The 22,675-nt window shown below is 41.0% G+C and carries 13 protein-coding genes; 7 read left to right on the top strand and 6 right to left on the bottom strand.

Annotated elements, in window-relative coordinates:
- Positions 1–85: 85 nt before the first annotated feature.
- Both Q4574_RS08400 and Q4574_RS08395 read left to right on the top strand, forming a co-directional pair.
- The gene (locus tag Q4574_RS08400; RefSeq protein WP_303473503.1) at positions 86–613 is read left to right on the top strand and encodes a hypothetical protein; all 528 of its coding nucleotides are present in this window, start codon (positions 86–88) and stop codon (positions 611–613) included.
- A gap of 153 nt (positions 614–766) precedes the next feature.
- Positions 767–2,218, top strand: coding sequence for a BNR-4 repeat-containing protein (locus Q4574_RS08395; RefSeq protein WP_303473501.1), 1,452 nt, complete (start codon positions 767–769; stop codon positions 2,216–2,218).
- 173 nt (positions 2,219–2,391) lie between these two features.
- Here Q4574_RS08395 and Q4574_RS08390 read toward each other — a convergent pair whose 3' ends face one another.
- The 6 genes from Q4574_RS08390 to Q4574_RS08365 all read right to left on the bottom strand — a co-directional run bounded on the left by Q4574_RS08390 (position 2,392) and on the right by Q4574_RS08365 (position 13,192).
- Positions 2,392–3,339, bottom strand: a complete 948-nt coding sequence (locus Q4574_RS08390) for a heparin lyase I family protein (RefSeq protein ID WP_303473498.1) — start codon at positions 3,337–3,339, stop codon at positions 2,392–2,394.
- A gap of 67 nt (positions 3,340–3,406) precedes the next feature.
- Positions 3,407–5,107: a BNR-4 repeat-containing protein gene (locus Q4574_RS08385; RefSeq protein WP_303473496.1), complete on the bottom strand. Its 1,701-nt coding sequence runs from the start codon at positions 5,105–5,107 to the stop codon at positions 3,407–3,409.
- Between the two features lie 506 nt (positions 5,108–5,613).
- A complete protein-coding gene (locus Q4574_RS08380; RefSeq protein WP_303473494.1) occupies positions 5,614–7,047 on the bottom strand; it encodes a BNR-4 repeat-containing protein in 1,434 nt (477 codons plus the stop codon).
- A gap of 60 nt (positions 7,048–7,107) precedes the next feature.
- Complete coding sequence (locus Q4574_RS08375) at positions 7,108–8,526, bottom strand: sulfatase (RefSeq protein ID WP_303473492.1); 1,419 nt, start codon at positions 8,524–8,526, stop codon at positions 7,108–7,110.
- A 60-nt stretch (positions 8,527–8,586) separates the two neighbouring features.
- Positions 8,587–11,391 carry a family 78 glycoside hydrolase catalytic domain gene (locus tag Q4574_RS08370; protein ID WP_303473490.1) on the bottom strand — a complete coding sequence of 935 codons (2,805 nt, stop codon included), beginning with the start codon at positions 11,389–11,391 and terminating at the stop codon, positions 8,587–8,589.
- 49 nt (positions 11,392–11,440) lie between these two features.
- On the bottom strand, positions 11,441–13,192 hold the full coding sequence (locus Q4574_RS08365; RefSeq protein ID WP_303473486.1) for a sulfatase: 1,752 nt from the start codon (positions 13,190–13,192) through the stop codon (positions 11,441–11,443).
- 205 nt (positions 13,193–13,397) lie between these two features.
- Here Q4574_RS08365 and Q4574_RS08360 point away from each other — a divergent pair, with 205 nt between their 5' ends.
- From Q4574_RS08360 to Q4574_RS08340, 5 genes are all read left to right on the top strand, one after another.
- Entirely contained in the window at positions 13,398–13,967 is a 570-nt protein-coding gene (locus Q4574_RS08360) for a gluconate 2-dehydrogenase subunit 3 family protein (protein ID WP_303473484.1), read from the top strand.
- Positions 13,964–15,706, top strand: a complete 1,743-nt coding sequence (locus Q4574_RS08355) for a GMC oxidoreductase (protein WP_303473481.1) — start codon at positions 13,964–13,966, stop codon at positions 15,704–15,706. Before Q4574_RS08360 ends, Q4574_RS08355 begins: the two co-directional genes overlap by 4 nt.
- Positions 15,706–16,647, top strand: coding sequence for a TIM barrel protein (locus Q4574_RS08350; protein WP_303473479.1), 942 nt, complete (start codon positions 15,706–15,708; stop codon positions 16,645–16,647). The genes Q4574_RS08355 and Q4574_RS08350 overlap by 1 nt, the downstream gene beginning before the upstream one ends.
- A gap of 76 nt (positions 16,648–16,723) precedes the next feature.
- On the top strand, positions 16,724–20,209 hold the full coding sequence (locus tag Q4574_RS08345; RefSeq protein ID WP_303473477.1) for a glycosyl hydrolase: 3,486 nt from the start codon (positions 16,724–16,726) through the stop codon (positions 20,207–20,209).
- Between the two features lie 90 nt (positions 20,210–20,299).
- Positions 20,300–22,669, top strand: coding sequence for an alpha-L-rhamnosidase N-terminal domain-containing protein (locus Q4574_RS08340; protein ID WP_303473475.1), 2,370 nt, complete (start codon positions 20,300–20,302; stop codon positions 22,667–22,669).
- The last annotated feature ends 6 nt before the right edge of the window (positions 22,670–22,675 follow it).

Raw genomic sequence — 22,675 nt, 5'->3', positions numbered from 1 at the left:
AACATAAGTGAGTAAATAGTATTTAAACGACGATCAAACTATTCAGCGGGTTACAAGCCCAGATTAAAATTGAAAAGGTAAAAAAATGAAATTTTTAGTATTTATATTATTTTCTACGTTGGCTATGAACGCTAATGCTGGATTAATTACCACAGAAACGGATCAAACTAGTTACAGTAGCGGCGAAACTATCACCGTGGATATTCTGGTTAACGACATCAACCCTGCCATTGATTTTTTAGCATTTGATTTTGGTTATGATGATTCGTTAATCGAATTTGTCGATAATAGCTGGTTTGACTCCGATGACGTATTTAACTTCGGGGCATTTGGTGATGCATTTACGTTTGTGCCTAATACCGTTATCGTGCAAGCTTTTTTCCTAGACGGAATTACCGATATTGTCGGTACTTCATTTAAATTAGGTGAATTGCAGTTTACTGCACTAACCAACACAAATACGCCCCTATTTAGCAGCACAATCGTTGATGCGATAGACGTAAACTTTAATGACATTGAGCCACAAATCACCGTATCAGAACCTGCAGGGATAGCATTGTTTTCCATTGCAGCGGGAATATTCTTAATTCGCAGACGTCATGCAAGTAAATAGAGCCCAAAATCCTTAAATGGATATTTCATTATCTGAGGCTTGTACCTATTCCAGTCTGCAGGCCTTTTAATGAAAACTTGAACTCTACTTATTTATCTAAAATCTAGTTGCTACTTTGCAATAATTAATCACTGTAAAACTAAAGGGAACGTCATGAACGTTAAACAGGTTTCATTATCTATTTGTATGTTAGGGCTATTATTTACTGCATGCGTAAAAGACGCGGTAAGCAAGGTAGAAAAGAATTTTTTTGCTGATAATGGCTGGGGAGAAGGAGTAGCCGTTGTTCAACATCCTGCAGGGGAACACCTCAATGGTATAACTTATGTCGCCTATCAAGGCGCGCAAGAAGATCCATATGTGGCAGCTTATGACCATAACAACAATCAATGGATTGGTCCGTATAAAGCCGGAACTAGCGTATTGGGTAAAGATCCAAACAAAAAAATAGACAGTCACGGCAAACCAACTCTCATTATTGATAACGCTGGTTATATCCATATATTTTATGGTGGTCATGGCGGCGTAGAAGCCTTACATGGTAAAAATCCACTAGGAGCAGGAACTCACTCTGGCGAAAACAAACACGCTGTTTCCAAAAAGCCTTTCGATATTTCGAGTTGGGAAAACCTAGACAATATCACGCCGTTTGGCACATACAATCAAGCCATAAAAATGGATAACGGAGATATTTATCTGTTTTATCGACATGGTGCACATAGAAGTGACTGGGTCTATCAAAAATCAACAGATAATGGCCGCACTTTTGCCACGCCTGTTTCATTTTTACAATATAAACGACGAGCTGACAATATTGGCACAGACAGCTGGTATGCTTATGCTTCTAGGGGATTGAATGATGAAATTGTGATTGGTTTCGACTACCACTTTTGTTGGGATAAAGACGCACCTCGCAATAACCGCGGTGGTCATTCAACCGAGAGAAAAAACCTATACTTTGCAAAATTTAATACTAAAACAAATGTGTGGAGCAATGTAAAAGGTGAATCGCTAGCCATACCAATTTCTAAAGAAGTCGCTGATGAAAAAGCCCTCGCTATAAATACCGGGGATCGATGGACGTTCAACGGTTCAACCAAAGTGGACAAACAAGGGACCCCCCATATTGCCGCTTATATTGGTGAGGATATTGGCTGGCAAATAGGTGGCCCAAAACATGCTGCACATTTTACTTGGGACGGAAAAAAGTGGCTAGGTAGATTCAAAAGTGGCCTCCCTATTGGACGAGGGGATTTTTTAACTGACGGTGAAAATGTGCGCTTTTTGTTAAGTGGTATAGATCCTAAAACAGATAAAACCCGCGTGGGCTGGTGGGAAAGTCATGACTCTGGGGTCACCTTTACAAAAGGAGAGGATTTGCTCCGTTTTGGAGATTATCTTGGCACGACGGATGAACAGGAACAGAAGCGTCCCAAGTCTCTAAGTAATTTAGACAGTCCAGGTTCAGCAGCAAGCTCATTCATTCGAAATGCCCACCCTGATGCGCGCTTTATTGTGGCAGAAAAGCCGAAGAACAGTAATTGGCGGCGTATGTATTTAATCGGTGACAATGGTCCCATCACCCGAGTCTATGAGGAAAGATAGATTGCTATCTTTCCCTTTCAACCACAGAAGAAAATACTAATAAAAGCGGCGAGCTACAAGACCATTCGAGGTTAAATTGACCGATACTAGTTTCGCCCTCACCCACTGCTCGTATTTTTATATAATTAGCTGCAATAGTACTAATAATTGACCACAGGATATCATTCTGTTGACTATTTAACCGGTGCTACACTCCTATAACTAGCGTTTGCATCATCTGTCATTCTAATTCCATCAAGATACAAATAGTGATCGTTTTTCATCACACTGAGATCACCGTTAAAGTACATTCCCCAAGAGGGATAGATACCTTTGTCATCGTTATAGCCAAATTGAATATTATGTTTGTTAAGCACTTTTTTTGCGTCAACCCAAAGTTCAATGAGTCCCATTTTTTGCTCTGAATAATCTACTTTTACATGTAAGACAAAATCAACCCATCTATCCAGGTATTCACTTTTATTTCCGGCTATCTCGAAATATTCAGTGCCGTCCCCGTTCCTGGTAGGGCTCAACTCATAGGGATCCCATTTCCAATTTCCACGTAAACCTTCGCTGGTCAAAGTGAGGCTAAATGGTGGGTTGCGAGAATGCTCCTTTAAACGTTTATCTGCACTACCGTGAATTTGGAAAAACAGCCATTCGTTAAGCTCATCTTTTGTTCCTTCACTGGGAAAATAAAAACTAAAACCGTACCAGGCTTCAGCACCTTTCACTTTTTGCGTTTTAAAACCATGAAACATCGCCTTGCGGTCAACGTTATCCAGTTTATTTTTATCACCATTATAAGCCTGCGGATTTTGGTGTCGCCAAACTAATTTAGCGGCGAGTTTGCCTTCGCGAACAATCTCGTTTTCCAACGTAAAAGAATGATTTCCCTGATGCTGATTAAACATAAAGTTTTTTTCTAAATCAGCAACCAATCCTGGTGTAAAACCTCCAGGAGAAGCTGCATTCCAACCACCATTTTCAAATGATTCATAAATAATAGACACATTCTCCTGCGCTTTATTATCCGGCGTTAAAGTAGCCTTAGCGTCATCAGTCAAACCACTGTCAGACTGAACACAGCCAACCATTAACAACGATAGAAAAACAGTAAGATCCCATTTCTTTAGCATAGAAGAATTCTCTTATTAAAAAGCAGTTATATATTTGTATTCGATCTTTCCCATAAAAACCCTTGACCTAATTCATTTCTGGGGTTCGAAATTCACCTTGGTGCCATAAATATAAACGTTGTGAAGCGCCTTTTTTAAGGTTTAAAACAATGGCAACCGTGTTGTTTAAACTATTTTTGACTGCTTCCATTTGCATACGCACACTTTTCAAACTCAAATGTTCTTTCGTTACCTGCCAATCTTGTCCATTCTCACTCGTCGCTTCCGCGAAAACTGACTTGTTATCTTTGTTTCGGTAGATAACAACGGCAGTATGTATTCCGTTTTGCACACCTAAAGCCTCGAGACTAAGAATGTTGGAAACTTCTTGATTATCTCTATCGTGCAACGTTCTATTAACGGTATCGGGCATGGGAAGACTATGTTGCCATTCGCCATTTTGATAAGCAGCCATCCGCCATTCACTATAATCTTTAGTGCGCGCCTCGTAAGCTACCGCAGGTGTCTCCCCCTGCAAAACCAGGGGCCTTGTTCCAAATGGGGTTTCTTCACGTTTAGTTGAATCGAATGCTAAGGTTTTTTCATTGGCTTGTTGCAGGGTGATTGGCAAACTTAGTACCTCATTCTGCGCGTTATAAAAGTTACCGTTTTCAGTAACTAGTTTCATGTAGTAGGCATTTATTCTTCCGTAGTTAAGTTTGTTATGAACTTCATTGAAATTACATTCATGCCACAAAAAGCTAATGGCGATTTCAGTGTCGGAGATTTTTACCGGATTGATATAAAACGTATCGACATTGATAGGATTGTCTTGTTGTGGTGTAGGCCAAGTAATCATCACCGGCGCTTCAAAGTGTTGCTGACCACTTTTCATTTTGTAGTAAACCCAAGGAGACTTGTGGGTACCAGCACGCGTAAATAGATAGATGTCGCCATTTCCCATTTTGTAGCTTTTGGTGTAGGAGGCAAATGGTGTGATATCGTCCTTATAAACAAAACTGCTGATGTCATAGGGTTTTTCAGACATTACATGTAGCATTCGGCCTCCAGCGTGAGGGGTATCAATAGAGTGCGGATTAAGACCGTCTTCTCTTTCACCGCCATGGCCACCGTAAACGATATGCAAATGCCCTTTACTATCCATCTCAATAACAGGTCGCCCATGACTATCGATTTTTCTGTCACCTTTTGACAGCGTACTCTCTGCAGCTTTTAAAGGGCCTTGCCATTGATGTGTTTTAAGGTCGTAACTAGCAATATAAGGGTCTGTTAAATGACCTTGATAAGTAATATAAACTGTATCGCCTGATACATAATGCCACCCTCTGTGGGGATTCCCTTGGAGGTTTTCGGTAAAGTAACCTTGCGGTAACTGAGGAATATTTTGGGGTAATGGGGTTTTAGAACCCAAATCTTCTGCAGACAATCCATATATCTGATGAAATGTTTTACCCTGTTTAAAGCTATCGTAAATTGCTTGATATTCTGGGTATTGTCCATACATGTATTGATCGATACGCCAACGCCAGTAGTCTTTACTTTCAGGATCTTTTGGGTCGACCTGCGCTCTTAACACGGAAAACACCTTGTCTTTGGCTGAAAACTTTTCGATAAGTGCTTTTCGTTTTTCAAAGAAGGTCTGCTCTGTCGAAGAGTCGGTAGAAGCGCAACCCGCACAGAAAAGGCTCAACGAGATCAGTAGTGAAGTCGCCACCACAGTTACAGGCCTAGGAACTTTAAAACTTAATATATGTTGCACACTCTTCATAACAAAACGCCTCCCGGGCTACTCTCTCGGCAATGCCTGTCGTTTTATCATCCTGATAGTTTTATCAAGCTGACCGAGCACCGCCACAATTAATCAAATTCAATCATTATATTACATTTACAATAACAACAAAACCAAATAAGCCCCATACTTAGTTAATTTATGTTGCGACACCACTACCTTTAGATACGTTGAATTGCCGTGATTACACATCGCCATAGTGCCTTTGACTTGATTTGCAATTGACTATGGGTTAATGCCTAGGCCAAAATAAGAAAGCTTTACTACATTGGTGATTTTTCTCTGAAATATCTGTACCACTCAAACAGGTTATCAGTGAAAAGAGCTTACACATCCAACTTCCATTTTGAATTAAGCTTAATGAATGAGTTGAGCGCCCAATGCTTTATCAACTTTTTTCTGTACGCTGTGTCAGCGGCTAATTATCTATAAAGTTAATCCAAAAAAAGCAGCCTATTGCTGCTTTTTTGGTTTACTACAAAAAGCTAGTTAAGCAGGCTAGCATCTTGTTTCAAGCGCTTAACTGGCCCGCTATCTCCGAGTAAATATAGCTTATGCCAATTACTTCCTTTTTGCTTCTCAGCTACAATCATTCGGGCTTCTGGATGCGCGTTTTCAATAATGGCCGTTAACGCCCAATTGGCTCCTTTGCGCCTTAATAATTCTTTTTCCTTTTCAAAGGTTTCACCGCCATCGACACTCGTAAAATAAGCTATCACGCCATCATCTTGTTGTTGATATCCAAGGGCAAATGTCACTTCGTTTGCAGATTTAAAGAAAAAGTCTCCCCGGGAATCAGTGTTATCTATACGAGATTGCGGGTTCACATAACTCCCCCCTATCCACTCGGTACCCGTCCAACGAAAATAACTAGTCTGTTTCGGGCCACCTATTTTTTGCCCTAGATCAATACCAATGTTGGTAGCAATATGTGGGTAGCCATTTTCATCAATATGTGCTGAGCCATTAAAGGTCCAATCAGCGCCAGTTCTGGCAACTAAGGTTTGGTCGTTGGCAACCTCTCGAGTAACAGGTATATTAACACTCTCATCTTTTACGTTGTGCCAAGTTCCCTGTTCAGTATCAAAAACCATGTAGTAAGCATCATGACGTTCTGTCGTATGTCCTCTACCGTTAATACCGGCTCCGTTATTCCAACATACGTGATAATCGTAAGACACAATAATATCGTTATCTTTTCCTTTGCTTACCCAGGCATACCAACTATCGTCGGCTTTAATATCATCACGCTTTTTATGTTTTAAGAAGGATACGGGGGCGGCGAAGGTACGTCCGTGATCAGTAGACTTTTGATAAACCCAGTCACTGCGGTGTGCCCCATGTCGGTAAAAGAGATAAATATCACCGTTATCCATCTTAACTGCCTGGTTGTAAGTACCAAAAGCGGGAATATTATCTAATTCTTGCCATTGGCTGATATCACCTGGATTTTTAGTCACTACATGTTTATTGCGACCGTAGTGATGATTTCCTAAAGGGTTTTTGCCGTGTTTGGGCATACCACCATGCCCGCCAAAAAAGATATGAATATAACCAAGGTCATCTATTAACATGGTAGGTTTACCATGATTATCGATTTTTGGACGAGATGGATCCTTTCCCATTTCACTCACTCCGGCTTTAAATGGTCCCTTCCATTCACCGGTTTTATGATTATACGACGCCACATAGGGATCTTCTAAAGGCCCCTGATAAGATACGTAAGTAATACCATTGGCATGCACGCCTGCAGGATGTTGCACAATCGCAAGTGCATTTCCAAATGCGTTATCTGCAAAATAGTCTACTTTTTCCGAAGTAACATGACTTTTAGTTGCGACTTGATTGTTGCAAGCAGACAGCAAACTACTGCAAGCAACGATTAAAGCTAAAGTTAAATTGGCTACATTTTTTTTCATCGTAATTTTCTCATAAACCGTTAATTTTCTTATTATAAATTGAGCACACATGCTCGAGCTTTAGTGTAAAACCTTACGTTTCTTCACTGGATACCAATTCATTAGCTTTTCTGATAAACGTTTCACCAGATCTGGGTGAACGCTAGCTAAGTTGACTGTTTCATGTTCATCTTCTAACAAGTTGTATAGACGCGGGCCAGACAAGACATCTTTGTGATATTTCTGGTAACTCACATTTTTACCGTCATAGCTTAAAATTAGTTTCCATTTTCCCTCGATCACCCAACGATACAATAAGGTAGACTCAGGATCGTTTAGGTCGTCCATGTCATGGGCAAAACCTTCACCAAATATTTCGTCGCGAACTATGGGGATTTCGTTTTTCATGTTGGCAAATAAATTCTTACCCGGTAAATCTTTAGGGACGTCTATCCCAGCAGCGCCTAAAATAGTAGGGACAATATCAATACTACTCACTACCTCAGAGCGCATTTGTGGATTAAATTGGCCAGGCAACGAAAACATAATAGGTGTACGAACCCCACTTTCCCCGGGGCTTTGCTTTGAGCGAGGTAAAAAGCGTCCCGTTTGCGTCGGATTGGTAACCCAGCCATTGTCCGATACATAGACAATTAAGGTATTGTCTTTGAGGCCTTTTTTCTCTAGGTGATCAAATAACTGACCATTGGTTTCGTCAAACCATTCAATCATGGCGTAATATTTTGCGATAGAGATGGGTAAACCTTTGTTTTCATATTTATTCAAAATACGTTGCGGGGGAGTATGCGGTGCATGTGGCATAAAAGGAGCGTACCAAACCAAAAATGGCTGATTGGCGGCGCTGGCTTTATCAATAAAATCAGTTACTGGCGCGAGTCCTTGGCGGCCAATATTTAAACCATCATCACCATGACGCCCCCCTTTTTCAGGAAAACCTCGGGTCATGCCTTCATCAAAACCACCACGCTTGTAATTTCCTTCCCACCACTTGCCACTTTGGAACGAAACATACCCTTTCTCTTTTAACAACTGAGGCAATGTTGCTACTTCATCAATTTTGGCGATAATTTCAGCACGTTGTTTCTCATATAATTCGCCGCCTTTTCCACCAGGTAAATTACGCGACGGATCATTTCCAGTAATGCCATGCTGATAAGCATAATAGCCCGTTGCAATTGTGGCTAAAGATGGACGACACAAAGAGGTAGGTACATAACCTCGTTTAAAGGTCACGCCTTCAGCAGCCAATTGATCTAGTGCGGGCGTTTTCACTACATCATGCCCCATAAAGCCATAATCATTCCATGCATGATCATCTGACAAAATTAACAGAATATTGGGTAACGTTTGGTCATTTTGATTCAATTCTTCTGTCAGCGCAGTATTGCTTTTGTAGCTATTGCAAGCCACCGTTAGCATCAGACACATGGCCAGTAAGACCAATTTAATTTTATTCGTTGCAACGATTCTATTAATCATCTGTTTCTCTCATCTATTATGCTCATTTGCCGTTATTCCCTATTCATTTCAAAAGGAGAACTACAACCCGATGCGTGCCTTAATTTGGTAGTGTCCGGGAGCTAAATCCGTGAACTTATTCGCTGGGGTGTGTTTGCCATTTAGTTTCAAGGTTTTACCATCAACTTGCGGTAAGACAATTTCTGCAGTGGAATTTTTCGGCACAACAACGTTTAAGTGTAATTGGTCATTTTTTACCGTCCAATCCACCTTAACTTCCCCTTGCGGAGTGATATAACTGCCTTCAGCATGGGATAATTTGCTGTCAAATTGAGGGGCAATACGAATATGTTTAAAGCCAGGAGTGGCTGGCGTGATACCTAAAATCCCTTCATAAAACCAGCGCGACACAGTGCCATAAGCGTAGTGGTTCAAAGAGTTCATCCCTTGTGGATTAAAACCATCTTCTATTGAGTAAGAATTCCAGCGCTCCCAGGTGGTAGTTGCGCCGTTATTAATTGAATAAAACCAAGAGGGATAAGTTTCTTTAAATAATAGTTCGTAAATCACATCACTACGACCCGCTTCTTGTAACACCTGGGTTAATAAAGGGGTTCCCAAGAAGCCTGTGCGCAAATGAGAGTCAGCGTCACGAATCAGTTCTATTAGCTTTTCAACAGCAATATCGCGCTTTTCAACTGGAAACAAATCATAGGCCAAACCTAATAAATAAGTAGTTTGTGTTGGAATCGCATTTTCTTGTTTAAGGTTTAGCTGTTCGTCGAAAAATTTATGCATAAATGCATCTTTAATTTTGCCGTGTAATTCAGTCAGTGCCTGTACATCTTCTATTTTGTTGAGCGCTTCAGCAGTTTTTAACGTTAACTCTACTGAACGGGCAAAATACGCAGTGCCGATTAAACTAAAATCAGTGTTGCCTCGATTACCATTGTCACCTTCTTGCAAAATTTCAGGATACGGTTGTAACCAATCACCGAAGGTTGTCATGTTTGAAATTAAATTTTCACTTTTCTTTTGATGATAATTCACCCACCCTTTCATCATCTCAAAATTATCAGATAATATAGTTTCATCCCCTGTCACCATATAAAGTTCCCATGGAATAATCGTTACTGCGTCGCCCCAACCTGAAGACGCAAAATTGATCCATTCTACAAAGGGAATATATAAAGGTATTTTTCCATCTGCGCCCTGCTCTTCTCGAATACTTTGAAGCCAAGCAGACCAAAATCCATATACATCGGCCATATACATAGAAGGAGTAACAAATACTTGGGCGTCACCCGTCCAACCTAGACGCTCATCCCGTTGCGGGCAATCTAATGGTATATCGAAAAAGTTGCTTCTCATTCCCCACACAATATTTTCAGACAGTTGATTTAATTTAGGGTGAGAACTTTTGAAATTAGCGTGAATATCCACATCAGAATGTTGAATCATTGCGGTTGCCCAACCTTTATTGGGCGTTTTCTGCGCATCAAATCCAGACACTTCTATATAGCGATAGCCGTGATAGGTAAATGTAGGCTGATACTCAATTACGCCTGTCTCATTGGGCAAGTAGTAATTAGTTGATTCCGCACTGCGATAATTGTCGGTGTAAAAATCCCCCTTATGCAGAGCTTCAGCGTACCTAACTTTAACTTCTTGGCCAGCCACAACAGGTATATTCAACCTCGGCACACCAACCATATTTTGGCCAAAATCAAATATCACCGCACCGTCTTTGACACTTACGATATCTTTTACAGGCATTTGTTCGGTAATGCGGATAGGTGCATGTCGCTTCGGTGCAATCAACAGGTTATCGTTGAGAGTCTCTGAGATTGCAGAATGCCAACCATCTTGCTCGAACCCAATATTTGTCCAACCCGGCATTTCCAAGCTTTGCTCATATCGTTCACCGTCGTAAATACTGGCAAAACGAATGGGGCCCATTAGCGAGGCCGACCAGGTATCATCAGTGGCTATTGTTTGACGAGTTCCATCCTCATAGGTGATTTCTAACTGGGCCAACAAACGGGCTGGTAATTTGTGATCTCTATCTTTAAATTTATATACGCGGCCAGCATACCAACCGCCTGCAATGCTCGCCGCAATAGTATTATTGCCCTCTACAAGGCTGTTGGTAACGTCATAAGTCAAAGACTCAATGCGCTTTGCATAGGGCGTCCATCCAGGCGTCATTACATCTTCTGATGAAACTTCAGTACCGTTGATATAAGGCTTAAACAAACCCTTAGACGTAATATATAACCTTGCCTTTTTAATGTTGCCTTTTATTTCAAATTCTTTGCGTAAGTACTGAGGTGTTGCTAATGTCCCTTGAGAAGGATTTTTAGTTAAGTCGGTATCAGGGTGGCCAATCCATTTAGCCTGCCACTCTTGATTATCTAATAGGCCTAGTTCTACGGATTGAGGCTTGCTCCACGTAGACGCTTTATCTTGCTCATCCCAAATTCGTACTCGCCACATAAGCGTTTGACGAGACGACAAAGGTTTACCCGAATATTTAACCCATGAGGTTTGGTCCGATGTTACTTTTTTGCTATCCCACAATGGGTCAGTAGCAGCAAAATCTGCTTTTGACGAAGTCACTTGGATTTGATAAGCAGTTTGAAATTTAGTGTTTGCGTCTTGTGCTATTTCCCAGGAAAATCTGGGCTGCGCTTCGTAATAACCTATGGGATTTTCAAAACCCTCACCGACTTTAAGAGCTATAGGCGCGGCCAACTCATCCGTATTTGTTTTACTTGGGTTAACAAGAGATCCGCTTTTATCTGCTTCACAACCTACAAGTAAAGTTAAAATACAGATGACACTTAATGTCACTTGTTTACACTGTGCATTTCGCCAAAATGACATACATACTCCGTAAAAGGTAAAAAATGATGAACTAAATAAAACCCGGTCACTATTGGCCTGTGGTATTTAGCAGTACTAAATTTTGTATTTCACTTTCTCGGTAGCCAATTCTTTGCGCAACTACCTGAATCTGGGTGTCTTTAGACACATCAAAAGGACCTAAATATTGTTCCCACGCCACGGGTTCGTAGTTATTCGAGATAAGTTTGTAACTTATAGAGGCTCCTTGGGTGCGACTTGACAGATAGACTTTATCGTCACGAATTTTAACCTCAGGATCCGCTGTTTTAGGCTGCGTTTTACTACCTTGCCAAAGTTTAGTAATAAGTTCGTTTTCGGGCAGCGTTGGTCTATCATCCACTTCGGCCAACCACCTATCCATTTCTTTACTCAAGGTTTTTAATTCCTTGGCATACGCAGGGTCATTGGCTAAGTTATGTAATTCATGGGGATCATTGAGCGTATCAAATAGCTCATCTGGTTGTTTAGATTGCCTAAACCACTGTGCTTGATAGGGGGTTAATTTTTCTGCGTTACGCAGTCTCAACAACGCTTGCATAGTGGGTATCTTTTCTCGGTAGGTAACCGGTAAATAGTACCCCTGTTCAGGACGATAATTTCGAATATACTTAAACCGTTTGTTCTTAACCGCTCTAATCACGTCAGTAAACTCATCAAATCGGTCTGCGGCAGCATGGATATATTCTCGCTCTTTTAAGCCATTTTGAATAAAGTCTTGGCCATGCATATGACGTGGTGTATCCATACCGGCTAACTTCATCGTTGCGGGTGCAAAGTCAACAAAACTCACCAACCGATCATCTACCTCCCCAGCTCGTTGGCCATCAGGAAAGCGAATGATAAGGGGTACTTTCAAACCACTGTCGTAAACCAAACGTTTTTGTCGAGGTAAGGGCCCCCCATGATCTGAATAGAAAAATATGATGGTGCTATCTAACAAACCATCTTGCTTTAATTGCTCCAGAACCGCTCCTATCTGACGATCGGTTTCTGCCAGATTGTTATACATCTTCCATAAATCTCGTCGCACTACCGGTGTGTCAGGCAGATACGGAGGAATAGGAAAGTCTAAGTCTTTTGGCACATGAATTGGCGTATCCCCATGGGCTGTTTTATGATTTGGATTTGTTGACAACTTAGCAATACGTGCCGCATCGTCAGCAAAATAATGTCTTGATTCAATTTCCCGAATACCATAAGGCTCGAACAAGCCTGATTCGTGGGTAGTGGTAAAATTGACTACCGCAAAAAAAGGTTTATCAGTGGGACGATTTCGCCAGTGGGCATAAATACCACTTTCATCCCACGCATTTTTTGGTGCTTCAAACTGATAGTCGGTTTTGTAATTGTTGGTCGTGTAATAACCTAATTCACGCATATATTGACTGAGCATTTTAGCTTCAGGCGGTGGCACAGCAGCATATTTAGGCAAGCCAGTAACATTGGTATGAGAAGTAGTTCGCATATGATTTGCGCCGACAGCCGAAGGATACATCCCCAAGGCTAATCCAGCGCGACTTGGAGCACAGACCCCTGAGGTCGAATAAACATTAGTATATTTAACCCCTTCGTTCGCAAGCCAACTAATGTTTGGGGTGCTGATGGTGTTATCACCGTAAGCAGGCAATATCGGGCTCATATCTTCTAATACCAACCACAAAATGTTGGGTTGTTGTGTTTGCTTAGAATTATGTGTTGCTGCTACGACAGTATCGCAGACGATCATGGTCTGAAAGCTTATGACCAATAGCGAGAAAGTCTTCAAAATCTTAAAAAACATAAACACCCTTTACAATAAAATAAAGCACAAACGATGACACCCCAAATTAATTCATTTACAATCACTTTACGTCATTTTCACTTTATTATAATCAATATGCAAATAAAAAATACACTAATTTTATTTTCTATCTGCTTTCTAGGCGGTAATTAAAAATGCAATTAATTGGATGATGTTTTTAGTTTGACTATTCTGGAGAAGTACTATGCATGAAATAAAAATAAGCCGAAGAGTATTTATCGGGGCGACCGCTTATATAGTATCAGCGCCGCTATTGGCGAGTATTTTCAGCAGCAAGAACCAAATTCACAAGATTGTAGACAATGGCCAATTTTTTAATGCTAAAGAACTGACTATTTTAACTGACATTGCTGAGATTATGATACCGAAAACAGATACCCCCGGGGCCACCGATGTCAATGTAAGTTCGGTGCTTGATGGCTTGATGGTCACATGGGCGGGCGAAAAAACCAAACAACAATACCGCTACATTATCAGTCAACTCGACAGTATTGCTCAAGCTACGTATCAACAAACCTATAGTCACCTAGCCTTATCTATCCGACAAAAGTTAATAGTGGAATTAGACAAAACCGCTTTTGACAAGCAAAACACGGCGTTGTCGAAAAGTTACCGAAAATTAAAAGAAATGATTTTTCACGTGTATTACACCTCAGAACTCACTAATCCTGATTTTGTATTAATCCCCGGTGGATATCGGGGAGACATCACGAAAAATGAGTTAACTGCAATTCAAAAAAGAGGTTATTTATGAATCAATATAACCAAACAAAGACTAATGATGAATATGATGTCATCGTTGTCGGTTCGGGGATCACTGGTGGCTGGGCCGCAAAAGAGTTCTGTGAAAAAGGGTATAAAACCTTAGTAATTGAACGTGGCCGACATTTAGATCACCCTAGTTCAGAGTACAATGATATGAAAGCCCCGTGGCAACTAGATAACATGGGATTGGCACCAGAAGAACTTACAGAGCAAGGTCGTTACTCACAACTGAGAGCGAAAAAAGGGGTACTTAAATCAGACAGCATTCAATTTTTTGTTGATGACAAAGAGTTTCCTTACTCCCACCCTAAAGAACGCCCATTTATGTGGACTCGCGGCTACCAGTTGGGCGGTCGCTCAATAACGTGGGGCCGACAAGTTTTGCGTTGGGGAGCAAAAGATTTTGCAGCTAACGCCAAAGATGGTCATGGCGTAGCTTGGCCGATTGGTTACGAAGATTTAGCCCCTTGGTATGACTATGTAGAATCTTATATTGGGGTGTCTGCTAACAAAGATGGCCTAGATGTTTTACCTGATGGTGTGTTTCAAACACCCTGGGAAATGAGTAGTGCCGAAAAACATATAGCGAAAAAATGGGCGGAACACTATAGCGACCGTCATTTGATAATTGGACGTTCAGCCAACCTGACAGAACCCAGTGCATTGCAAACGGGGTTGGGACGCGGAAAATGCCAAGCACGTTCCTATTGCCAGAGAGGGTGTACTTTCGGCGCCTATTTTAGTTCGCTGTCAGCCACCTTGCCAAGTGCTAAGAAGACGGGAAATTTAACCGTAGTGACAGATGCCATTGCTTCTACTGTTGATTACGATGAACAAACAGGCAAAGCGTCAGGTATCACAGTCATCGATGCGAAAACTAAAAAGCAACGCAGTTACAAAGCTCGCGTTGTGTTTTTGTGTGCATCAGCGTTGGCTTCAGTGCAAATAATGCTTAACTCTAAATCAAAAACATTTCCTAATGGCATAGCGAACTCAAGTGGCGCTGTAGGTCACTACATTATGGACCACTTTATGGGTGTATTTGCAAAAGCCGACGTTTTAGGGCTTGAAGACAAATATAGTTATGGACGCCGTCCCATCGCGACCTATGTTCCTAATTATCGCCACGAAAAGACTGAAGATGTCGATTTTATCCGAGGCTACGGTTTTCAGGCCACCGCAGGATCACGCCCTAATTCTGGTACAACAGCAAAATCTGTGGGCATAGGTGCACAAGCTAAGAATGCCGCCAAACAAGCTAAACCATGGCAATTTAAGGCCTTAATGTACGGTGAAACTTTGCCTTATTTTGACAACAAGGCCAGCTTACATCCCACAAAAACAGATCAATGGGGTATTCCCCAATTACACATTGATGCCAAAATTGGCGAAAACGAACGTAAGATGATTAAGCAAGCCGCAGCTGATATCGAAGAGATGTTAAAAGTAGCCGGCTGCAGCAATATAAAAATTAGTCAAGCTGATTTGGAAAAACACTTTACGCTCGGTAAACGAACCCATGAAATGGGTGGAGCATGTATGGGTAGTAATCCTGCTACATCAGTTTTAAATAAGTGGGCGCAAAGCCATGATGTAGAAAACTTGTTCGTAACCGATGGCGCTTGTATGTCGTCTTGTGCCACACAAAACCCCTCTCTTACTTATATGGCGATTACGGCTCGCGCGGCAGACTATGCTGCAAAATTAATGCGCACTGGAAAACTATAATGGATAGACGTCAATTTATTGCTCGCTCAACAGCAGCCGCCATAGCCGCTAGCGGGCTATCGGCATGTTCAAATACCAATCCAAGCATAATTGAAAAATCACAAACAGATATCATGCCTTTGCCAGAACGACAACGCTGGCTACGTTCTTTCTCTTGTAATATTGAACAGTGGTTCAGGCCAATGCCGTTTTTAGATCGTATTAATGCGGCAAAAGCCTTAGGTTTTTCAGCGGTAGAAATATGGAATCCGTATCAAGAAAAGCGAGGAAAAACCCCAGAATCTATTGCCCAACGTGCACAAGAACAAGGCATACGCATAACGACTTATTCACCCAATGCGCCGGCAATGGCAGACCCGAAAAACGAAGAAAAATTTCTACAGTGGTTAGAAATGGCGATAGCTGCAGGCAAAACACTTAAAGTCGCCAATTTCAATTTAACGGGACACAAGCTAGTTGAAGGCTTATCGATAAAACAAATGGTTGCCAACTACACCCGTGTTCTAAAACTCGCCGTTCCTCGCTTAGAAGCGGAAAATATGATGGCAACGATTGAGCCATACAATCCCTTTAATCATAAAGGAGATTTCCTTTACGGAAACGAACCCGCACTAAGTATTTGTCGTGAAATCAATTCGCCAAGCATCAAATTGAATTGGGACTTTTTTCATATGCAACGCAGCAATGGCAACTTAATTACACACTTAGAAAGTGGCTTTGAGCAAATAGGCTATGTTCAGTTCGCTGATTCACCCGGCCGCAACCAACCAGGCACAGGAGAAGTCGCTTATGACCGAGTGTTCACCAAACTCCGCGACTTGGGATACAAAGGCTATATCGGTGCGGAGTTTTTTCCTAAAGATAAAGACCAACTAAAAGCCGCGTCTGACATAGCCAAAATAGCAAAACGGATTAACTTGGCTGACACCATCATTACCTAAATTAAATAAAACATCTTCTTAGTGTGTAATTCACTTGTTAACTAGCACTAGTTTTTAAAACAAATGGACCCTATTAATGAAATTTAGAAGCAAATTAAAATACTCAGTTGTTATATTCACTTTTAGCTTTTTGCTAAGTTGCACTGATGAGGATGTTGCTTCGCCCCAAGCGACTATCAATAACAACTCTACTAGTGAAAGTAGTATTGAACATAAAAACGCTGCGGAAATTTTTACTAGCCTTAATCCTGACGCTTTACAGCATAATTTTCAAACTCCCCCACACGAAACTAAACCATTGACATGGTATCACGTGATGAACGCCAATATGTCTAAAGAAGGTATCACCAAAGACTTGGAAGCCATGGCTGACGCTGGCATAGGGGGAACAATACTATTTAATATTGGGTTAAATATGCCTAAAGGTAAGGTCTTATTTAATTCAGAACAACATATCGAGTTAATTGGTCATATGGCAGCTGAATCGAAACGTTTAGGATTAAGTTTTGGTTTACACAACTGTGATGGTTGGTCTTCAAGTGGTGGCCCTTGGGTTACTCCAGAACATTCAATGAAACAAGTCACTTGGAATGAAACAGTTGTCCAAAGCCATGCAAATAATGGTGGCAAGATTAATTTGCACATACCTCAACCAATGACAATGTTAGATTATTATCAAGATATTGCCGTGCTAGCCTATCCCTCCCTCGAAAGCGAATTAATCGATGCGCAATTAGAGCCGAAAATAAGTGCTTCCGATCCAGACTTTGACGTTAGTGTTGTTTCGAATATCGAAGTAATGAACATGTCATCAATTAAATCTCATAATGGTCAAGCTGTTTGGTTGCAATTTTCTTATGACAAACCTGTCACCATTCGGTTTGCCAGTATGGATATCAATTTTGGTAAACACATTAAGTACGAATTGCAATATTCTAACGACGGCAAAAACTTCCAAAAACATGTGGATTTAAAAGTAAACCGCCCAGGCCGGATACGATGGGCACTTGACGGCGCATTTGAAGGTATAACTGCCAAACATTTTAGAATTGTGGCGAACAAAACGCTCAATATTTATGAAGCGAGTTTATCGAGTATTCCTAGAGTCGGAAACTACCTGGGACGCATGTCAGCAACGAGAACTGATTACAATCAGTTGCCTGAAAATATTCCCCCCAGTAAACAAGACATTACCGACCCAAGCACAATTATTAACCTAAGTGATAAATTATCAGAAACGGGAAATCTGACAACTTCCCTGCCTCCTGGCAATTGGACGATTATGCGCTTTGGTTATACTGCTAAAGGAACGACAAATATTCCTCCCACCCCTGAAGGTAGAGGTTTAGAAGTAGATAAATACAGTCGTACAGCTTTCAAAGCGCATTACGATGCCTACGTGACCAACGTAATTAATAAAGTGAACCAAGTTGCGCCGGGCGTTATGCATAGTTTAGAAATAGACAGTTACGAAGTGGGTGGTCAAAACTGGACACAGGGTTACGAGGAAAAATTTAAGCAGCAATACGATTATGAATTAGTACCGTTTTTGCCTTTGTTTGCTGGAAAATTTATTGACACTCCAGCCACCACAGAGTCAGTGTTGTGGGATATTCGTGATTTAAATAATCAACTCATTACCAAAAACTATTATCAATACTTTACCGAGCTTGCTAATGCTGATGGCATTAAAACCTATATTGAACCATACGGTATAGGTCCGTTTAACGACCTTGATGCAGGTAGTAAGGCGGATATTCCTATGGGTGAGTTTTGGCTAAAACGAAACATCTACATGATTCAATCTAGCACCTCAGCAGGGCATATTTACGATAAAAACGTGATCAGTGCTGAAGCTTTTACTGCATTGCCTGAACACAATTGGCGTTTTAATCCAGCCTATGCCAAATATGACGGTGATTTCAGTTGGGCTTTAGGAATTAATCAGTTTGTTTTTCACCGGTTTGTCCATCAAGCGAATACTCACGTTGTTCCTGGAATAACCATGGAACGATGGGGAGCTCATATCGATGCCACACAACCTTGGTTTGCAACTGCGGGGAAAGATTGGATGACTTATCTTAGCCGTGGCCAACTTATGTTGCGCCAAGGCCAGCCAGTTTCTGATGTTTTATGGTACGTGGGTGACGCAGCACCTACTACTTGCCCGGACCGTCGACATAACGGTAAAAATATTCCGACTAACATTAATTACGATTGTCTGAATCGTGAAAAATTACAAGATTTATACTTTGAGAACGGTCGATACCAATTAGCACATGGTGTGAAATACAAAGTATTAAAACTTAATAATAACGCCACTTTATATTTTGATTCGGTTAAAAAAATTCATCAATTCGCCACCCAAGGTGGTGTGATTATTGGTACCCCAATCAAGCAACTGGCAGGTAGAAACATCACACCAGAGCAACAACAACAATTTTCCGAAATGGTTGAATATATTTGGTCACAGCCAAATACGCACCTAAGTGTAAAAAACGAAGCTGAGTGGAAAGATTTATATAAAAAGCACCGTTTTAACTATGATCTGCAAGTGGAGGGCCTAGACAACTTATATTACGCCCATCGAAAAACGAGCTCACAAGATATTTACTTCCTTTACAACGATTCTGACCAACGAAAGTTGTTTGACGCGACCTTTGCAGTAAGCGGCAAAATTCCTGAATTATGGGATGCAAGAACAGGTCAAAGTAAAAAACTAGCAAGTTTTAAAGAAAATAATACAGGAACACGGCTAACGTTTCGATTAGATCCAAACGAGTCGACCTTTGTTGTATTTCAACAATCAGCTAAAGGTGTGAAATCGATAGATCCTGAATTGCTTCGAGAACACGACATTGAAGTGAGCTACACCGACCGCATGGAACTAACTGTTTCCAGTAAAACCAATAAAACCTTCAACTTATTGGTTAATGGTCAAGAGCAAAGCGTTTCATTTGATACCTTGCCTAAAGCCCAAACTTTAAACGGTAGTTGGAAGGTTACATTTCTCAAACAATATGGTTTAGAAAAAACAGTCACTTTTGATCGGCTTACGCATTTTAAAGATCATTCAGATCCCGAAATCCAAGCCTATTCAGGAATTAGTATATATGAACAATCATTTGATTTATCAAAGGATATGTTAGTAAACAAACAAAAAGTCATTTTAGATTTAGGCCAAGTAGATGATAGCGCCCAAGTGTTTATTAATGGTGTTGAAGCAGGCATTGTTTGGATAGCCCCCTTTAGCTTGGATGTAACTAGCTACTTAATCCCAGGTAAAAATGATATTCGCATTGAGGTCGCAAGTTCATGGACAAACCGTATGATCACCGATGAAAACTATCCCGACACATCTGAATTTTGGCAATCCAATGGAAAACCCGAAAGCGTTATGCCCACGTGGTATACAAACAATGAACCTCTACCTATGTCTGGGAAAAAGGGCCACCGGATGACCTTCACTACCTATAAGTTCGTCAACAAAGGTGATCCTTTGGTTAGTTCAGGTTTGTTAGGACCTGTGACCTTAACTCCGCTTAAAACTGTGGAACTGTAGCTTTGGGTCGGCGCAAAGAATGAAAACAAAAACATTCAAGGTAGCTATTCAGTCTCGTTCATTTTCTAATAATTAGAACTAGGTAAGTTTATGTATCAAACATCAAAAATTCTTTGGCTTGTTATTCTTATTTTTACTATCTTAACCACTTGCACAAGTCACGCATCCCCAAAAAAATGGGAAGGAGCTTGGATCTGGGGTAAAGATGCCATGATCCCTAACTCATGGATGGCATTTCGCCACCAAGTGTTATTAGATAATTTAGAAAGTACACCGACACTGGCTTATATCAGCGCGGATACTAAATATTGGCTATGGATTAACGGTGAAATGGTCGTGTTTGAAGGTAGTTATACGGGTGGACCCTCACCGGTAAAAGCCGGCCCCCGAATAGATAAAATTCCTGTCGCCAGCAATCGTTATTACGACACTGTGGATATTTCTAAATACTTAAAGGCAGGAAATAACACAATTGCTGCGCTAGTCTGGTATTACGGTTCTAACGGTGACAAAGGAACTAATTTATCCTCTGGTAATGGCGGCTTTTTCTTTCAAGCTCAAGCGGGTAACACACTTATCGCAACTGATACAACATGGAAAGTGAAACGTCATCCCGCTTATATACAACACGTAGATAAACGTAAACCATACCGAGTTGCCGCTTGGAATATTAAATATGATGCCAGAAACGACCTGCACGATTGGAGTAATAGGGCCTGGTATTTACCCAACTTTGACGACTCTCAATGGCAACATCCAAAACGTGCTCTTAGTATTCCTCGGGCTCCTTTTTATGATTTATTTGCGAGTGAAATTCCTATTCTAAACAATTTTGGATTGGCAAATTGCACAAATTACCCCACTACAAAATTTCCATTTATTGCTGACGGCGAAAAGATTGAATGCACACTTGATTTTAATAAAAATTTTACCCCTTATTTTGATATTGAAAGTGAAGCTGGGCTGGATATCCACATTAAATCAAACATGCGCTTAAACACTATAGAAACTTTCTACACTACCAAAGCAGGTCGTCAACAATTTGAATCTTTTTCATGGACCAATGGCAGTGTGATCGAATTTACCATACCGAAAGGCGTAAAAGTACATGGTTTGAAGTACCGCTGGACCGGTATTGGCAATACGCCCGGTACCTTCGAAGCAAGTGATCCTTGGTTTCAGCGAATTTGGCAAATGGCTGAAAACACTTTATATATTTGTGCCCGTGACAACTTTATGGACACACCAGACAGAGAGCGCGGATTATGGATAGGTGATGTTGCCGACCAAGCAAGTTATTTGTTTTATTCTATGGATAAACCGGGTCGCGACTTAATGAAAAAAGCCATTAAAGTCACCTTAGCATTTAGTGATCCCGATTCCGGTATTTTTGCTGGTTTGGGACCGGGTCGTTTTAGAGAGTTACCAGCGCAAAGTCTACAGTTTATTGAGCAAGGTATTTGGCACTACTATTTTAATACTGGCGACAAAGAAACCTTGGCTTATGCTTATCCATTTGTGCATAAATATTTAACTTTATGGCAAATCAAAGAGAACGGCCTAGTTGAGTTTAGAAATGGCGATTGGCGTTGGACTGATTGGGGGCCTCAAGACACAATTGATTATGAAGCGATTCAGAATGCGCTTTATTACAGTGCCTTAACATCGGCCCGAAAGATGGCCAAAGCACTGGGTGATAGAAGTCATATGAGCTTTTACAACAGTCGAATATTAGCACTTAAACAAGCCTACCAAGATAACTATTGGCAGGATGGATTCATTAGTAGTGACGCAGCTAAATTTAAAGATGATCGAGCAAACGCCTTAGCGATTTTAGTGGGTTTAGTGAACCCTGAACAATATGAGCAAGTTGTAGAAAATGTTTTAGTTAACAATCATTTTGCCAGTCCTCATTTTGAGTGGATGGTATACAACGCCATGGCTGAAGCGGGCCGTTATAAAGATGCGCTTTCGCGAATGAAAAGCCGATATAGCAAACAAGTTGACAACCCAACACGCTCGACATTGTCTGAGTACTTACCCACGGGCGGAAGTGATAACCATGCCTGGAATGCACCTAGTACAGTTTTAAGCAAATACGTTGCGGGAATATCTCCCACTTCAGTTGCTTGGGAAACTTATCAATTTTTACCGAACATGGCGCATATGACGCGGCTGAAGCAAATTGTACCTAGCGTTCAAGGAACAATAGACGCAGAAATTGAGCGAACCCAATCAGACATCAAGATCTCGTTAACATCACCAGACAATACCAACGCCGTTGTGGGTATTCCGAAACAATATTTTACTATTAATTCAGTGCATATTAATAATGAACCGGTATTTAGCAATGGCAAAGCAAATGGCCAATTATCCGGAGTGGCGTGGCTTGGAGAAGATAATAAATATCTTAAATTTAAGCTAGCAGCGGGTACCTGGTCAATTAATGCTAGTAATTAATCGATA

Source organism: Aliiglaciecola sp. 3_MG-2023 (genome assembly GCF_030548205.1).
Classification (GTDB): domain Bacteria; phylum Pseudomonadota; class Gammaproteobacteria; order Enterobacterales; family Alteromonadaceae; genus Aliiglaciecola.
Note: the sequence above shows the minus strand (reverse complement) of the source record. Positions and strands in the feature narration are given on the sequence as shown.

Coding starts and splice junctions, on each gene's coding strand:
- Q4574_RS08400 (WP_303473503.1), top strand. CDS start 86: ATGAAATTTTTAGTATTTATATTATTTTCTACGTTGGCTATGAACGCT.
- Q4574_RS08395 (WP_303473501.1), top strand. CDS start 767: ATGAACGTTAAACAGGTTTCATTATCTATTTGTATGTTAGGGCTATTA.
- Q4574_RS08390 (WP_303473498.1), bottom strand. CDS start 3,339: ATGCTAAAGAAATGGGATCTTACTGTTTTTCTATCGTTGTTAATGGTT.
- Q4574_RS08385 (WP_303473496.1), bottom strand. CDS start 5,107: ATGAAGAGTGTGCAACATATATTAAGTTTTAAAGTTCCTAGGCCTGTA.
- Q4574_RS08380 (WP_303473494.1), bottom strand. CDS start 7,047: ATGAAAAAAAATGTAGCCAATTTAACTTTAGCTTTAATCGTTGCTTGC.
- Q4574_RS08375 (WP_303473492.1), bottom strand. CDS start 8,526: ATGATTAATAGAATCGTTGCAACGAATAAAATTAAATTGGTCTTACTG.
- Q4574_RS08370 (WP_303473490.1), bottom strand. CDS start 11,391: ATGTCATTTTGGCGAAATGCACAGTGTAAACAAGTGACATTAAGTGTC.
- Q4574_RS08365 (WP_303473486.1), bottom strand. CDS start 13,192: ATGTTTTTTAAGATTTTGAAGACTTTCTCGCTATTGGTCATAAGCTTT.
- Q4574_RS08360 (WP_303473484.1), top strand. CDS start 13,398: ATGCATGAAATAAAAATAAGCCGAAGAGTATTTATCGGGGCGACCGCT.
- Q4574_RS08355 (WP_303473481.1), top strand. CDS start 13,964: ATGAATCAATATAACCAAACAAAGACTAATGATGAATATGATGTCATC.
- Q4574_RS08350 (WP_303473479.1), top strand. CDS start 15,706: ATGGATAGACGTCAATTTATTGCTCGCTCAACAGCAGCCGCCATAGCC.
- Q4574_RS08345 (WP_303473477.1), top strand. CDS start 16,724: ATGAAATTTAGAAGCAAATTAAAATACTCAGTTGTTATATTCACTTTT.
- Q4574_RS08340 (WP_303473475.1), top strand. CDS start 20,300: ATGTATCAAACATCAAAAATTCTTTGGCTTGTTATTCTTATTTTTACT.